Source organism: Brevibacillus sp. HB1.2, assembly GCF_013332495.1.
Taxonomy (GTDB): Bacteria; Bacillota; Bacilli; order Brevibacillales; family Brevibacillaceae; genus Brevibacillus; species Brevibacillus porteri.
In genome coordinates this window covers 768,234-783,389 of sequence record NZ_JABMIU010000001.1, presented here as the reverse complement: position 1 = coordinate 783,389, position 15,156 = coordinate 768,234, and the positions used below count along the sequence as shown (strand labels likewise).

The following is a 15,156-nucleotide window of genomic DNA, read 5'->3' as shown; positions in this document are numbered from 1 at the left end:
GTGCAGCAATGCCCTCCCAAGGGCTTGGTGAAGCTTGGTTTTCTAATGTTCAGAGTGGGTTATTTTCCTGACATAATCCGCTTGGCTGGTGGCAACATTAAAGGTACACAAGGTGGAGGTGTCCCTCATGACCGCTTGCGGTCAAACAAAACGGACCTGACCGTTTTGTTTTGTAGGTGTAGGTAGGGAACGGTAGGAGTGATTACTGGTGATCCGACAAAACAAAAGAAAATGGATGGGAAGTCTCCTTCTCCTCATCACGGCGCTTGTCGTGAGTTCCACCCCGTTCCGCGATCTGTCCTCCTTTCCCCGTGAATTGCGTTTGATGGAAGGGTCCCTCGAGCAACTGCGGGTCTCTGTGCCGGTAATGGGCACGCTAATCAATAGCAATCCTGATATTTTGCACGTTAACGGGACAGAGGCGCGTGAGGTATCCGTTGATTTGAGCAGGCCTATGTCCGTTGAACCGCGTAGGGCTGGGGAAGCCCAATTGCAGGTGAAGTGGCATAACATTCCGCTGACTGCTGTAAAAGTAAATGTATTGCCAGATCTGCGGTTGTACCCTGGTGGACAGTCAATCGGGGTGAAGCTGCAAACAGCGGGTGTTTTGGTTGTCGGTCATCATTTAGTTGACAATGGTAAAAACAAGTTTTCTCCAGGTGAACAGGCAGGTATACACGTCGGTGACATGATTATCAAAATGAACGACATGTACATCAATGACATGAACGACGTAAAGAAATTGATTAACGAAACGGGGAAAAAGAATCATTCCGTTCAATTGCTTGTCGTTCGTGGCAAGGAAAAGCTTTCGCTCACTTTGCACCCGGCAAAAGACAAAAAAGACAGTGAATACCGTATGGGTCTCTATATTCGGGATTCAGCGGCAGGAGTAGGGACACTGACCTTTTATGATCCGAATTCCAAAGCGTACGGGGCATTAGGGCACGTCATTTCCGACGTTGATACTGGTCAAGCCATTGTCGTAGGAGATGGCCAGATCGTGCAAGCAAGTGTCACATCGATTGAAAAAGGACAAAGTGGCAACCCAGGGGAGAAATTTGCGCGTTTCTACAATGAAAGTGAAGTTCTCGGAAATATAACGAAAAACACCCCTTTTGGCATTTTCGGCAAAATGAAGGACGAGCCTAAACGCAGCTATTACCAGGAGCCGTTACCAATCGCTCTTGCTGAGCAGGTAGAGGAAGGGCCAGCCAAAATTCTTACTGTCGTGGAAGGCCAAAAGGTAGAAGAGTTCGATATTGAGATCGCAAACGTGGTCAAGCAGCATTTTCCTGCAACCAAAGGGATGATTATTAAAGTCACGGACAAACGTCTTTTGGAAAAGACAGGTGGCATCGTACAGGGGATGAGCGGCAGTCCCATCATTCAAAAAGGCAAGATTGTCGGTGCCGTCACGCACGTGTTTGTCAATGATCCTACTTCGGGATACGGCTGCTACATTGAGTGGATGCTTCAGGATGCTGGTGTGAATGTGCGAGGTACTGCCGAATCTCGAACCCATACAACCAAAGCTGCCTGAATGAAGTGCCGTCACGCGAACGAAGCGAGGCGGCTTTTTCGATTTTTGCAGTCCTTTGACGAATCGCTTGGAAATGAATGGATTCTTTGTCGAAATATCAGTTAAATCATTCAATCTTTCGTCATTGGCAGGAATGGAATTTGCTTTGTCGAATAATTTTTGTAGAGAAAAGATGGTATGGACTAATCCTTTTAGATTTGTTACCCCTAGAACGCCACCTTCTTTCCAAAAGACCGTCCATTGTTAGGAGGAACGACCTTGAGCAAGATTGAAGTGTTGTTGGCAGATGATAACCGTGAATTTGTAAATCTGTTGGAAGAGTACATCAGTAGCCAGTATGACATGAATGTTGTAGGTGTTGCTTACAACGGCAATGAGGTAGTTCGACTGCTGCAGGAACGTGTACCCGATGTATTAATTTTGGATATCATCATGCCACATCTGGATGGCTTGGCTGTTTTGGAGCAAATTCAGGCCATGCGCTTAAGTCCTCAACCTAAAATTATCATGTTGACTGCTTTCGGGCAGGAAGAAATTACGAAGAAAGCAGTAGAGCTGGGAGCAGCATACTACATTTTGAAACCGTTTGATATGGAGGTGCTGGCACAGCGCATCCGTCAAATCATTACAACAAAACCTGCCTCTTCTTTTGTTTCTTCTGTGAAACCACAAGCTACCTTACAAATCCGCGGACGCAATTTGGACGCGAGCATCACCAGCATCATTCATGAGATTGGAGTTCCTGCTCATATCAAAGGTTATTTGTATTTGCGGGAAGCGATTACAATGGTATACAACGATGTCGAGCTGCTCGGTTCGATTACCAAAGTCCTGTACCCGGACATTGCCAAGAAATTCAATACAACCGCTAGTCGCGTAGAACGTGCGATCCGCCATGCGATAGAAGTAGCGTGGTCCCGTGGTAATTTGGACTCTATTTCCAGCTTGTTTGGTTATACGATTTCCAACACCAAGGCGAAGCCGACTAACAGTGAGTTCATTGCCATGGTGGCGGACAAGCTGCGGATTGAGGCGAAGATTAGCTAGGGTGTAGTCGTAGCAAAAAGTAATGGATAAGAAAATAACCAATACAAAGGACACTAGCTATTGTTAGTGTCTTTTTGTATGGATAACAATCGCTCACAATGCTTGTGCAAATGTAGGCTTCTCATTCCGCAGACAGTTTCAAGGCTTTATCGCTGTTTCTGGGAAAATTAGGTATAATAGGAAAAGGTATTTTAAAAATAAAATACGAGATCCCGAGGAGCAAAATGGAAAATCAAATAGAGCAATGCCCAAAATGTGGTTGCAGTGAGATTGGAAAAGGGAAGCAAGCTCCGCAAGCGGGAGTATTTCCCTTAGGTAAGTTTATTCCTATTAGTTCTGAAATCATTCATAGAATCTGTACACATTGTGGCTATGTGATTGAAAGTTATGTTGAAAACCCATCTAAATTTAAAGCTTAATACTGATTTGTAGGTTTTATTGATTTAGAACTATTTCAGTCGGAGATAAAAATAAATGAGCAAACTACTGTCCTATAAAGAAATTAGTATTCGTTCTTCCACATCACCTATTGAGTATAAGCAGGCTGGTTATCGTCAAAGGTATCTAACCATTGAGGGAAAAGAGATCGCCAATACAGGTATTGATTGTGAAACCTGTCTTTTTTATGCCGACGTTTCAGGAATGGATATGAAAAACTCAACAAAAATATCCAACCAATTAAATCAAGGGATAAATAAACTGGACCAAGCTTTCCTGTCTGATTTATCCTGTCTTATTCCCAATGGTCATTACATTGCAACTTTGCTGAAGGTGTATCCTAGGATGAAAAGAGAGGAATATGGGACTGAGTACTACAAGGCTGGGCTAAGGAATATAAGCAGTATGAGGAAAATGGAAGAATATATAGTACCCATTCAATCCAGTGAATCATTAAATCCTATAACAATAAATGATTACATGGAAAGAGTGGATGTAAAAGAAACACCAACAGCGTTGAGTATTTCTTTCTTAGATATAAAATATCCGTTAAATCATTTTGACGAGGTATGGGTTTATAGTCATTTTTTATTGGATGGTCATCACAAAATGTTTGCGGCAAATAAAGCAAAAAAAGCGATGACCCTATTATCCTTTTTATCGATGGATGAGTCATTCGCCAGTAAGAAACAAATAGATAAACTTTTCCAAGTATTAACATGATGAAATGACTAATGAACGTGTAGATGTCTCACTTCGATGTTTCTACTCTTTCTGGAGGAATTGAAGTAATGTGCTTAGAATTAATCGTTATGATAAAAGAAACGCCAGGATTTGAACCAAAGCCACTACTCTCTCCTTATGTTTTGACAGGCAAACTGTCACGGGAAAAAAGCCCTGATTTATTCAAGTATTTTCCGCAAAAACAGGCATGGCTGGTGACAACCGAAGAGGGTTGCGCTTGCAGTTTTAGCATTTCCAAGCATCCAGATAAAGTAAAACTCGGGATGTACCCAGAAGAGGAGAGACCTCGTCAATATCAAAGATACGTAGAGGACTATCAAAAAAGCATGGCCAGAATGATGCATCTACGTGCTTGGTGCGAGGAGCTACTTGATCACGACAAGACGCAGGTTGAACTGTATGGTCTATGGATAGGTGAGAAATTCACGAAAAGAGAACCAATTTACTCGACGATTGAGAACCTCTTTTCACCAAAAAAATTTCGTTTAGACGAGCAACATTACATCCTGAAAAAATGAACCACTTGATAAGAAACTGCCACAGTCACTTGCGAGATTTTGATTCTCCTATGTAAAATAGAAAAGCATACGATGCAAATACATACTACAAAGAGCGAGGCAGGTGCTGTGAAAGTGCGCAATTTAGATGAAATTCTCGCATTTAACCGTGAATTTGTGGCGAACCAAGAATATGAAAAGTACCAAACCACCAAGTTTCCTGATAAACGATTGGTCGTGCTATCTTGTATGGATACCCGTTTGGTTGAACTGCTGCCGAAAGCCATGAACATGCGCAATGGAGATATCAAGCACGTAAAAAGCGCCGGGGCAATCGTGTCCCATCCTTTTGGGAGTATCATGCGTAGTATTCTGATTGCGATCTACGAATTGAATGCCGAAGAAGTGATGGTCGTTGGGCATTATGACTGCGGGATGAGTGCGATAGACAGCAAACGCACGATGGAGAAGATGCTGGAGCGAGGAGTCTCGGCTCAAACGTTTTCCACGCTTCAACATGCAGGGATTAACTTACATAAATGGTTGCACGGATTCGATCGTGTAGAAGAAAGTGTGAAAAATAGCGTAGAAACGATTAAAAATCACCCACTCCTCCCACCTAATGTGGAGGTGCATGGCTTACTCATTGACCCGGTGACGGGAAGATTGGACGTTGTCGTGAATGGGTATGGGCGAACGAAAGACAGTGAATGATCCTAACCTTGCCCCCATTTCAAGAAAAACATTTCTCCACAAAGTCACGAAATGGGTAGGTGGATTGATTGGTCTCGGTGTAGCGATTGGCGTGTACGGTCATGTATGGGAACGGAAAGCGCTTGATATCGTGCGATTGTCCATCACGATACCGGGATTGCCAGAAAGCTTTAAGGGGACAAAGCTCATTCAATTCAGTGATGTCCATCTCGGCCATTATTTTGAACCGAAAGAGTTGGAGTCGATTATTGCCTTGATTCAGAGCGAAAAACCGGATTTGATTTGTTTCACAGGGGATATCGTAGATGAAGTGACGCGACCGCTATTCGCCGCTGTTCCCCTTTTCAATCAGCTCCTAGCCCCATTAGGCAAATTCGCCGTTTTAGGCAACCACGATTATCGAGCTGGTGAACAACAAAAAGTTCGAGATGGCTTAGTCGCGTCTGGATTCGAAGTGTTGGATAATCGGCACGTTGTCGTGCACAAAGATGGCCAGCAGTTATACATGGCGGGGGTCGATGATGTTTTCTATGGCGTACCTGATCTTCCGCGGGCGTTGGAAAATATCCCGCCGGAGGGCAGCGTGATCTTGTTGGTGCACGAGCCTGATTTTGCTGATATTGCGTCAGAGCATCCCGTGCTTCTCCAACTGTCCGGACACAGCCATGGCGGACAAGTGCGCTTGCCCTTCATTGGTCATCTCTTGGCGCCGCAATACGGGCGTAAATATGTACAAGGACTGTATCAGGTAGGTGGCATGGCTGTGTACACCAACAGAGGATTGGGTACGACGATCTTGCCTGTTCGTTTATTTTGCCGCCCGGAGCTTACGGTACTAACCCTACAGTAAACTTTTGTTAATAATGTTCCTTGATCCATTGGACGAATTGCTGGAAAGCATCGTCCTCTTTTTTTGGATGCAGGTAGGCGATGAGCGTGGGGCGTACTAATTCGCCGTTTGCGATATCGTAGGCGACCAATCTTCCGGTCGCTAGCTCTTGTTGTATGGTTCTTTCCGGAAGGATCGTGATCCCTAGCTGACGTTCGACCATTTTTTTAACAGCATTGAAGCTGTCCAATTCCATAATAATATTCGGAAAAACTCCCTGCTGTGCCAGATAGCGGTCAATCCGTTGGCGATAAGGAGCAGTGTGATTCCCGAACACAATCATTTCCTCGGTTCCCCATGCCTGAAAACCAGGAAACCCGTTTGCCCAAGGATGACTTGGTGCCATGACGAGCAGGAGGCGATCGCTGGGAAGGAATTCTTGATGGATATGTGGGTGATACATTTCACTCCCGAGAAAGGCAATATCGGCCGTTCCGGTTAGCAGAGCGCTGAGTGACTCCTCGTACAACGTAGAGCGGACGTAGCAGGTAAAGCCCGGATGAGCAATCCGGTACTCCCCGATCAGCCTCGGCAGTTCATAGGCGACAAAAGCTTTTCCTGCGACGATGTTCATCGATTGGCGCTGTTCTTTCTCTTGGATAAAGGAGCGCATTTGCTCCACGATATTTGTAGCCACTGGTAGTAACCGACGTCCTTCGCCTGTAAGACTAACTCCTGAGGCAGTACGAACAAAAAGCGCACTTCCAACCTGGCGCTCTAACTGCTTCAATCGGTGCGTCAATGTTGATTGCGCCAAAAATAATGCTTGTGCAGCGCGATTAATCGATCCATGACGAGCAATCGTCAAAAATACCTCAAGACTTTCTCGATCCATTGTGAGTTGCCTCCTATTCAAATTCTTGATAACTAGTTATCTGTATTCTATAACAAAGATGACAAACATTGGAATATGATGTAGGCAGGAGGTGTTCCCGATGAAGAATGAGGAGATCAAACAAGCTGTACAAGCGCAATTTGGAAAAAATGCCGAGCAATACGTGCAAAGCAAGACGCATGCAAATGGTAGCGACCTGGAACTGATGGTGGAGTGGATGCAGCCAGCAGAGAAGTGGCGGGCACTGGATATCGCCACAGGAGGTGGGCACGTAGCGAGGACATTGGCTCCACATGTGAGCTTGGTCGTCGCCACGGATTTGACTCGCCCGATGCTCATGGCGGCGGCTGCGGCCAATGATACAGCACTTGTTCATAATGTGATGTATGTTCAGGCTGATGCAGAATCTCTTCCGTTTCTCGATGAATCATTTGAGATCGTCACATGCCGAATCGCGGCTCATCATTTTCCAGATCCGGCGGCTTTTGTTCGTGAGGTGAGTCGCGTGCTGTCCCCTGGTGGGTTGTTTCTCTTCATCGACAATGTTTCGCCTGAGGAGTCGTCACTCTCGGCATTCATAAATGAAGTAGAGAAAACACGCGATCCCAGTCATGTTCGCTGTCTTTCTGTAAGTGAATGGCGCGCTTTGTTTGAAGCGAACGGCTTGAATCCACAAAAGCAGCAGGAACGCAAAAAAAGGTTTGAGTTTTTACCATGGGTTCAGCGTACTTCCGAATCAGTTGAGCAGGAGGCGGACGTCGAAAAACTGCTGCTAAACGCTACAGACGAACAAAAGGAATATCTCGGGCTTACCACAAAGGAAGGCAAAGTAATGAACCATCAGATTGACGAATGGATGGTTCTGTGTAAAAAAAGAGGAGGAAATGAAGACGATGACAACAAAGCATGAATGGATTGGGCTCGATCATGTACAATTAGCAGCACCAGGAGGAACGGAGGACGTAGCCCGCAAGTTTTTCGGTGAGCTTTTGGGAATGCCGGAGGTTCCAAAGCCAGAGAAGCTTCTCGTACGAGGTGGAGTATGGTTTCAATGTGGCGCTCAAATGATTCATATTGGCGTAGAGGAAGGATTCATTCCCGCGAAAAAAGCACATCCGGCGTTCCTTGTGCAAAACATTGGTTCGTTGATGGAGCATCTGCAAGCAAATGGGGTATCGTTTCGGATTGACGAAGAAATTCCTCACCTTATCCGCTTTTTCACAGAGGACCCATTTGGAAACCGACTGGAGTTCATGGAGGCGAAATAGGAATGACCATTGATTTTCATGCAGAGAAAAACCAGTTGAGCTATACGGGAAGAACCGCTGACGATTCGTGGAGTCAGACGATCCTGTCACTCGTCAATCCTGTGGGAAAAAACGTCGTAGACATCGGTTGTGGTGGTGGAATTTACAGCAAGGCTTGGTCTAGGTTAGGAGCTGCTTCTGTCACAGGGATTGACTTTTCCCAGGTGATGGTAGATGCGGCGAGAGAGCAATGCGCTGACGATCCGAAGATTTCGTTTGCACAGGGCGATGCCCGCGCAACAGGCTTACCGAGTCAGTGTGCGGATATTGTATTCGCTCGCGCCTTGATCCATCATTTCCCGGAGCAAGACTTGCAGAAGTTTTTTAAGGAAGTCATCAGGCTCTTGGCACCGGGGGGAATTTGCTTCATACAAGACAGGACGATAGACGATGTCAAAATGCCAGCATCGCCAACTCATTTTCGCGGTTATTTTTTTACCCGGTACCCGCGCTTACTCACGATCGAACAGAGACGAAGACCGGATGATACAGCGGTACAGAACACCATGAAACTCGCGGGGCTTAAACAGGTGAACAAGACAACACTATGGGAGACAAGGCGTGAATACGATAGCTGGTCTGAATTGGAAGCTGACTTGCTTTCAAGAAAAGGCCGCTCCATTCTGCATGAATTGACCGATGCGGAACTGAAGGACCTCATTCACACCATCCATGATCACGTAGCCGGGCAAGAAAAATGGAATGAGCAAGATTGCTGGAGTATATGGATAGGCAACGCAACATGTGGCACAATAAAAGGGGAATAATTGTGAAACTTTTTGTTCACAAATTTGGATATGCTTGTCTCATAATACGTGAAGCTATATAATGGAATTGCCATTGTATTCCGGTTTGCGTCATCATGGTGAAGGAGTTGTCGTTTATGAAACTAGTTTTATTTGACATCCTGATGTTTATCTTCACATTCTTTATTGCTTGGGGCTGTTTGAGTTCCATCAAAGCGAAAAACACATTTGCAATCTTATTTGGCTTTGTATCTTTGATGGTTTTCCTGTTCGCAGATGGTTTGATCATTTACTACCTGGTCAAGGGTGCGTAGATGAAACTGAAAACGCTTCGCTTAAAAGAGGTTGTGCATTTGATGCACGGCTTCTTTTTTTTGCATGTAGGAAGGAAATATTTAGCATACTAAAGGCGGAGGTGGAAAACGTGGGCAAACGAAAAAGTTCTGTAGCACATTCATACACGGCTGTCGTAGCAGCTGATCTGAAGACGAAGCAGTTGTGCAAACGTCTCCACTCCCATCATATCGCCATCATTGATCATCCGGATGTTGATGAGATAGCAGCACAGTCCTTGCTGGAAAGAGGGGTAAAAGTTGTCCTCAACCTTTCACCATTCATGACGGGGCAATACCCGGCTGAAGGAGCTCGTCAACTTTTAACAAACGGTGTCACACTCTATGAGGTACTGGATGGAGATGTGTCGGATTCGTTCGTGGAATGGGTCGAGGGCAAGTATGCAACGATACGTGAAGAAAATCTGTACATCCTATTGGAAGAGAAGTGGGTCCATGTATGTAGGCTGCAGCAGGTGACGGTTCCAGCTATTTTGAACCGATGGCATGAAGCGCACGACAAGTTGGATGACACGCTCTCATCGTTTATTGACAATACACTTTTGTACGCCAGCAAGGAAAAAGACCTATTTTTGAAACCACTTTGCCATGTGCGATTACATACAAAAATGGAACAGCGACACGTCGTTGCCGTCGTTCGCGGGAAACATTACAGAGAGGATTTACTGACGCTGTCTTCCTACATTCGCGAATATCGACCTGTTTTGATTGGTGTCGATGGCGGTGCAGATGCCCTCATGGAAGCAGGGTATCGTCCAGACCTGATAGTGGGAGATATGGACAGCGTCTCGGACAGAGCGCTCCAAAGCGGAGCGGAGATCGTCGTACATGCTTTTGTGGATGGGACAGCACCTGGAACGATTCGCGTAAAAGCACTCGGTTTGCCTTTTCATGTGTTGCCAGCGCCTGGTACGAGCGAAGATGTGGCGATGCTGTTAGCGTACGAAAACGAGGCTGAACTGATCGTTACGATCGGTGCCCATACCAATATGATTGATTTTCTGGAAAAAGGCCGCAAAGGTATGGCGAGCACGTTATTGGTACGCACGAAGATCGGGACAAAGCTAATTGATGCCAAAGGAGTCAGTCATCTCTATCGGCCGAGCGAGTCATGGAAGCTGTGGGGGTGGTGTATAGTCGCTATGCTTCTCCCTGTTTCAGCCGCGCTCGTCATTAATCCGATCACCCGTCATGCTGTCCAGATGATTTGGACCCAGTGGCGGACTTGGACTTTATGAACAACGCATTTTCATGGAGGTATACATGATACCCTTCCGCTATCATTTGATTTCACTGGCTGCCATATTTGTCGCGCTTGGGGTAGGTATCTTGTTAGGAGGGATGGCAGGCCATTCATGGATAACGCAAGGAACAAATGGCATTCTTTCCAATATGGAAGCAAAGTACGATCGCGCTCTCAAAAGCAATCATGAATTAAGGCAGCAAATGAATCGATTGCTCAAGGAAGTTGCACACAGCAACCAAGAAGTCGTCCAACTCATGAGCATACGCTATGTGGATGAACTGGCAGGAAGCAAGGTGTATGTTTGGCAGGAGGATGGCAACGTTGCTGAACAGATTAAGCAACTGATGCATTCGGTAGGAATGGAAGTGGTTTCGTATCGCGAGGGAAACAAGTGGGAAGATGGGGTGCTTTTGGTGGTAGCAAGGCAAGCCCCGCTTTGGCTACGGGAAAAACAGGCGAATTCCTGGATTCAGGTCGTAGAAGTGCCTGACTCTCCTGCAAAACAATGGGCACTTTTGGAGCAAGTGCAAAATAGATTGGCTGAGAGGAAGGGCTCGCGTGAAAAAAGTTAGCGTCGTCATCCCTGCGTTCAACGAACAGGCTTCTATCGGTGATACACTCCGTGCCATCCGTGAACGCTTTTTTTGTGATGAACTGATCGTCGTTGATGATGGTAGTAAAGATGAGACGGCACACATCGCAAGCAAGTGGGCGGATATGGTGATTCGAGCGCCGCGCAATCAAGGGAAAGGTGCAGCTGTTCAACTGGGCTGGAAGTGCGCCAGTGGGGATGTGGTCATGCTTCTCGACGGTGATTTGCGAGACAGCGCAGCAGAAGCTGCACATTTAGTTACGCCGGTGCTACAAGATGTCTGTGATATGGCGGTAGCTGTTCTTCCACCTCCGCAAGTGAAAGCAGGGCTCGGATTAGCAAAAGGCTTGGCCCATCATGGCATTCGGATGTTGACAGGCTTTGAAGCAAAAGCCCCTTTATCGGGACAACGGGCAATACGTCGCGAGCTTCTTAACCGATTGGGGAGCCAGGATAAAGGATTCGGCATAGAGGTGGGGCTCACTGTCGATGCTTTGCGGGCAGGGTATCGTGTAGCAGAGGTGCCTGTCTTTTTTTCGCACCGTGAAACGAAAAACGATTGGGCAGGCTTCTGTCATCGAGGGAAAGAGTTTGTCGCGATTAGTCGAACGCTATGCTGGAAATGGTGGGAGGGGCATGAGTGGAAACGAAAAACATGATGTTTATGATGCTTGTCGCGGTCGTTTTTCCGCTGGTGCTTGACCGCCCGCTGCATAAAATCGGTATACAAAAGCTTAATGCCATGGGGATGAATCGATTCAATTACGATAGAGAGCCAGTACTGACAGCAGGGGGTCTTATCCTCGTATGTTCGAGCGCTATAACCGGGATCGTGTTGATCGGATTTCTTTTGCTCAGAGGGGCCAAAAGCGAGCTTCTCCTGCACGGCTTTTTATTTCTAACAGGTATGATCACAATGGCCTTTTGTGGGTGGCGTGACGATCGCGCATCAGATCGGGATGCAAAAGGCTTTCGTGGACATTTCGGCGTGTTATGGAGAGAGAGGCGAATGACCAGTGGCATGTGGAAGCTGATAGGTGGGACAAGCACGGCTTTTTGTCTTTCCTTCTCTCTTTCGAACTCGTTGTGGGCAGGTATTGTTTCCTTTGGTTTACTTGCTCTCTCCCCCAACATCATTAACTTGTTTGATTTGCGGCCTGCAAGGGCGATCAAAGTGTTTTGGGGCCTGACAGCAATTGCAGGGGCCTTTGGCATTTGGACAATAGGAGCCGGTACGGCGATGGCAAACTGGATTTTTTTGATGCCTATCTTCGTGGCGAGTATGCTCATGTTTCCTCATGACGCTGGCGGCAAAATCATGCTCGGAGATACAGGGGCGAATGCCTTGGGCTTTGCAGTAGGCTTTTCCTTGGTCATCGGGACACCGATTTATGTACAGGCGAGTATGCTCGTGCTTTTCTTGTGTCTTCAGGTTACGGCAGAATTTTGCTCGTTTTCCCGTGTGATTGAACAGGTTGGTTGGCTCCGACGACTCGATCAATGGGGGAGAGCTGCAGAAGCTGAAAATAAAAAAAACCAGACTGGCTCGTCCGGTTTGGTCTAGTCCTCGTCATCAGGTTCAGGAACCATGAAACGGGGCTGTACGCGATTTTTTTTGCGCTCGTGATGGAGAATAAATCCGGCAATAAACCATACAGGGATGGCGAAAGCCAGTATCCCTAGAATGAGTTTTCCCCATAAAAATCCAACATCAGGAGAGGCAGAATAGAAGAATGCGTCACGAATTAACTTGATTCCGTACATGGCGATTGCCGCCGGGATTACCATAATTAAGAGTGCAATGATTTTCTGAAAAACCAAGGGTTTTTCACCCCTTTCTCAAATGCGTAAACGACTTCACCAACTACAATAAGGTCTTTTCATCATATCGGATGCGAACAGCCTTGTCCACCGTACCTGTTGCACACGAACGAGCGCACGTTAGGGAAGAACGCCTGTCCATCAACGATTTGTTGGAGTACAATGGTAACGAGTAAGATCGTAAAGAGGTTGTTCAAAAAGTGAGGGGTCTCTCGCATGCACAAGCTGCTCATCGTTGGTGCGGGACGTGGTGGTACAGCACTCCTGCGGATGCTAAACCAGATGGACCGATTACAAGTCGTGGCTGTGGTCGATCAACGGCCGGACGCTCCAGGCATACTGTTGGCCCAATCTTTGGGGATTCCCGCCGATCAAGATTATCGGCCTTATTTGGACGAGGATCTGGATGTCATTTTAGAAGCTACAGGGGACTTGGGGGAGTATGAGCATCTCAGGCAATTAAAGAAAGATAAGACGGTGCTCATCCCGGGAACGTTTACGAGAATCGTCATGAAATTGATTCGGGAACGCGATAAGCTGATTGCAGTCTTGATGCAAAATCAGCGGGAGCGCGAAACGATGCTGAACTCCACTCATGACGCGATTATCGGGGTCAATCGCCAAGGAATTATTACGTTGTTCAACAAAGCTGCAGAGCGATTGATGGGCATCGAGGCGAGTGAAGTGCTGGATACTAAAGTCTCGGAGCGTATACCGAACACTCGGTTACATATTGTATTAAAGACAGGCTCTCCTGAATTGAATCAGGAGCAGGTCTTGCCGAATCAGACGCGGATTATTACAAACCGCGTGCCCGTTCGCAATGATCGAGGAGAAGTTGTCGGAGCCGTTGCCATTTTCCGTGATATTACAGAAATCATGGCGTTGGCAGAAGAAGTGACGAACTTGAAAGATTTGCAGAGCATGCTGCAAGCGATTATTCAATCATCGGACGAAGCAATATCAGTCGTTGATCAATTCGGGAATGGACTTTTGATCAACAAGGCCTACACAAGGCTTACGGGCTTTTCGCAAGACGACATCATCGGGAAACCAGCGACGGTAGACATTTCCGAAGGCGATAGCATGCACATGCAAGTCCTGAAAACGAAGAAGGCAGTGAGAGGCGTCCCTATGAAATTAGGACCAAAGCGCAAGGACGTCGTGGTCAATGTTGCACCGGTTGTGGTCGATGGGGAGCTGAAAGGCAGCGTTGGCGTCATTCACGATGTCTCCGAATTCAAGCGCCTGACAGAAGAGCTGGAGAGAGCTCGTCGTATCATCCGCAATTTGGAGGCAAAATATAGCTTTGCAGACATCATCGGCTATAGCGAGCCTATGCAGCAAGCGATCGAGCAAGCCAAAAAAGCGGCGTCAACTCCAGCAACTGTCCTTCTTCGTGGGGAATCGGGAACGGGGAAAGAACTATTTGCCCACGCCATACATAATGAAAGTGAACGAAAATACAACCAATTCATCCGTGTCAATTGTGCAGCGATCTCAGAGAGCCTGCTGGAGAGTGAGCTTTTCGGTTATGAGGAAGGCGCGTTTACAGGCGCGCGTCGAGGAGGAAAGCGGGGGCTGTTTGAGGAAGCGAGCGGTGGAACGATCTTTTTGGACGAGATCGGCGAGCTGTCCATGAGCATGCAGGTCATGCTTTTGCGCGTCCTGCAGGAGCGAGAGGTTGTACGAGTGGGTGGAACGAAACCGATCAACATCGATGTTCGCGTCATTGCGGCTACCCATGTGAATCTGGAGGCGGCGATTGGAGCGGGACGTTTCCGTGAAGATCTGTATTATCGTCTCCACGTCGTGCCGATTCATATCCCTTCACTCAGACAGCGCTTGGAAGATATTAAACCGATTGCTATGCACCTGCTACGAAAAGCCAATCTGGAGTACGGAAGAAATGTAGAAGAACTGCATGAAGAAACATGGCAGATGCTTCTGTCCTATCACTGGCCAGGCAATGTACGCGAGCTAGAGAATGTACTGGGCAGGGCGATGATTCATATGCGGATCAACGAGCGAATCATTTTGCCGGAGCATTTACCCCCACTGGAAAGAAGAATTGTTTCGACCAAAAAGGAAGAGGCCCAGCATGAGGGTTCCACGGGTACCACGTTAAAAGAAGCTGTGGAAAAGGCAGAGCGTCAGCACATATTGCGGGAACTGGCAGCAGCCAAAGGCAATCGCACCCTTGCAGCCAAACGCCTCGGAATCGCGATTCGCAGTTTGTACTACAAGATGGAAAAATTGGGCATCATGGATGTGCAGGAAGAGTAACGAAGCAGCTGTGCAAAATATTGCACGCAAATATTTGCGCGTATATGCAAAAAAATGCAGACTTGACGTCAGGATACTCATTCCACGTTCTTGTAAAT

Annotated in this window: 18 protein-coding genes; 16 read left to right on the top strand and 2 right to left on the bottom strand. The window is 46.9% G+C overall.

All coding sequences use genetic code 11. The features are described 5' to 3' along the window. Window positions 1-208: 208 nt before the first annotated feature. The 7 genes from spoIVB to HPY28_RS03530 all read left to right on the top strand — a co-directional run bounded on the left by spoIVB (window position 209) and on the right by HPY28_RS03530 (window position 5,833). A complete protein-coding gene (gene spoIVB / locus HPY28_RS03560; protein ID WP_017248019.1) occupies window positions 209-1,543 on the top strand; it encodes a SpoIVB peptidase in 1,335 nt (444 codons plus the stop codon). 258 nt (window positions 1,544-1,801) lie between these two features. Then, window positions 1,802-2,590 (top strand): sporulation transcription factor Spo0A, encoded by a 789-nt coding sequence (gene spo0A, locus HPY28_RS03555; RefSeq protein WP_007720793.1) that lies wholly within the window; start codon window positions 1,802-1,804, stop codon window positions 2,588-2,590. A gap of 224 nt (window positions 2,591-2,814) precedes the next feature. Then, window positions 2,815-3,009, top strand: a complete 195-nt coding sequence (locus HPY28_RS03550) for a transcription initiation factor TFIIIB (RefSeq protein ID WP_082192163.1) — start codon at window positions 2,815-2,817, stop codon at window positions 3,007-3,009. 55 nt (window positions 3,010-3,064) lie between these two features. Further along, complete coding sequence (locus HPY28_RS03545) at window positions 3,065-3,751, top strand: hypothetical protein (protein WP_174230077.1); 687 nt, start codon at window positions 3,065-3,067, stop codon at window positions 3,749-3,751. Window positions 3,752-3,819: 68 nt separating this feature from the next. Next, window positions 3,820-4,290 (top strand): hypothetical protein, encoded by a 471-nt coding sequence (locus HPY28_RS03540; protein ID WP_174224772.1) that lies wholly within the window; start codon window positions 3,820-3,822, stop codon window positions 4,288-4,290. 114 nt (window positions 4,291-4,404) lie between these two features. Continuing rightward, complete coding sequence (locus HPY28_RS03535; protein ID WP_026043031.1) at window positions 4,405-4,983, top strand: beta-class carbonic anhydrase; 579 nt, start codon at window positions 4,405-4,407, stop codon at window positions 4,981-4,983. Further along, a complete protein-coding gene (locus HPY28_RS03530) occupies window positions 4,952-5,833 on the top strand; it encodes a metallophosphoesterase (RefSeq protein ID WP_254613047.1) in 882 nt (293 codons plus the stop codon). Before HPY28_RS03535 ends, HPY28_RS03530 begins: the two co-directional genes overlap by 32 nt. Window positions 5,834-5,840: 7 nt before the next feature. Here HPY28_RS03530 and HPY28_RS03525 read toward each other — a convergent pair whose 3' ends face one another. After that, complete coding sequence (locus HPY28_RS03525; protein WP_017248024.1) at window positions 5,841-6,707, bottom strand: LysR family transcriptional regulator; 867 nt, start codon at window positions 6,705-6,707, stop codon at window positions 5,841-5,843. Between the two features lie 100 nt (window positions 6,708-6,807). Between HPY28_RS03525 and HPY28_RS03520 the strand changes: the two genes are divergently transcribed. The 8 genes from HPY28_RS03520 to HPY28_RS03485 all read left to right on the top strand — a co-directional run bounded on the left by HPY28_RS03520 (window position 6,808) and on the right by HPY28_RS03485 (window position 12,515). Then, a complete protein-coding gene (locus tag HPY28_RS03520) occupies window positions 6,808-7,617 on the top strand; it encodes a class I SAM-dependent methyltransferase (RefSeq protein ID WP_174230076.1) in 810 nt (269 codons plus the stop codon). Continuing rightward, window positions 7,601-7,975 (top strand): VOC family protein, encoded by a 375-nt coding sequence (locus HPY28_RS03515; RefSeq protein ID WP_017248026.1) that lies wholly within the window; start codon window positions 7,601-7,603, stop codon window positions 7,973-7,975. The genes HPY28_RS03520 and HPY28_RS03515 overlap by 17 nt, the downstream gene beginning before the upstream one ends. 2 nt (window positions 7,976-7,977) lie before the next feature. Next, window positions 7,978-8,781 carry a class I SAM-dependent methyltransferase gene (locus HPY28_RS03510; protein ID WP_017248027.1) on the top strand — a complete coding sequence of 268 codons (804 nt, stop codon included), beginning with the start codon at window positions 7,978-7,980 and terminating at the stop codon, window positions 8,779-8,781. A gap of 116 nt (window positions 8,782-8,897) precedes the next feature. Further along, the gene (locus HPY28_RS03505; protein ID WP_017248028.1) at window positions 8,898-9,074 is read left to right on the top strand and encodes a DUF2759 family protein; all 177 of its coding nucleotides are present in this window, start codon (window positions 8,898-8,900) and stop codon (window positions 9,072-9,074) included. A 110-nt stretch (window positions 9,075-9,184) separates the two neighbouring features. Beyond that, window positions 9,185-10,351 carry a putative cytokinetic ring protein SteA gene (gene steA / locus HPY28_RS03500; protein WP_174224770.1) on the top strand — a complete coding sequence of 389 codons (1,167 nt, stop codon included), beginning with the start codon at window positions 9,185-9,187 and terminating at the stop codon, window positions 10,349-10,351. 25 nt (window positions 10,352-10,376) lie between these two features. Beyond that, window positions 10,377-10,931: a copper transporter gene (locus HPY28_RS03495; protein ID WP_017248031.1), complete on the top strand. Its 555-nt coding sequence runs from the start codon at window positions 10,377-10,379 to the stop codon at window positions 10,929-10,931. Continuing rightward, window positions 10,918-11,610 carry a glycosyltransferase family 2 protein gene (locus HPY28_RS03490; RefSeq protein WP_017248032.1) on the top strand — a complete coding sequence of 231 codons (693 nt, stop codon included), beginning with the start codon at window positions 10,918-10,920 and terminating at the stop codon, window positions 11,608-11,610. The genes HPY28_RS03495 and HPY28_RS03490 overlap by 14 nt, the downstream gene beginning before the upstream one ends. After that, complete coding sequence (locus tag HPY28_RS03485) at window positions 11,592-12,515, top strand: MraY family glycosyltransferase (protein WP_371813417.1); 924 nt, start codon at window positions 11,592-11,594, stop codon at window positions 12,513-12,515. The genes HPY28_RS03490 and HPY28_RS03485 overlap by 19 nt, the downstream gene beginning before the upstream one ends. On the opposite strand, the gene HPY28_RS03480 is transcribed toward HPY28_RS03485, so the two are convergent. Beyond that, window positions 12,512-12,772: a DUF2627 domain-containing protein gene (locus HPY28_RS03480; protein WP_007720834.1), complete on the bottom strand. Its 261-nt coding sequence runs from the start codon at window positions 12,770-12,772 to the stop codon at window positions 12,512-12,514. The two genes, HPY28_RS03485 and HPY28_RS03480, sit on opposite strands and share 4 nt — an antisense overlap. 216 nt (window positions 12,773-12,988) lie before the next feature. On the opposite strand from HPY28_RS03480, the gene HPY28_RS03475 reads away from it, so the two are divergent. Continuing rightward, window positions 12,989-15,058 carry a sigma-54-dependent Fis family transcriptional regulator gene (locus HPY28_RS03475; protein WP_017248033.1) on the top strand — a complete coding sequence of 690 codons (2,070 nt, stop codon included), beginning with the start codon at window positions 12,989-12,991 and terminating at the stop codon, window positions 15,056-15,058. Window positions 15,059-15,156: the final 98 nt, after the last annotated feature.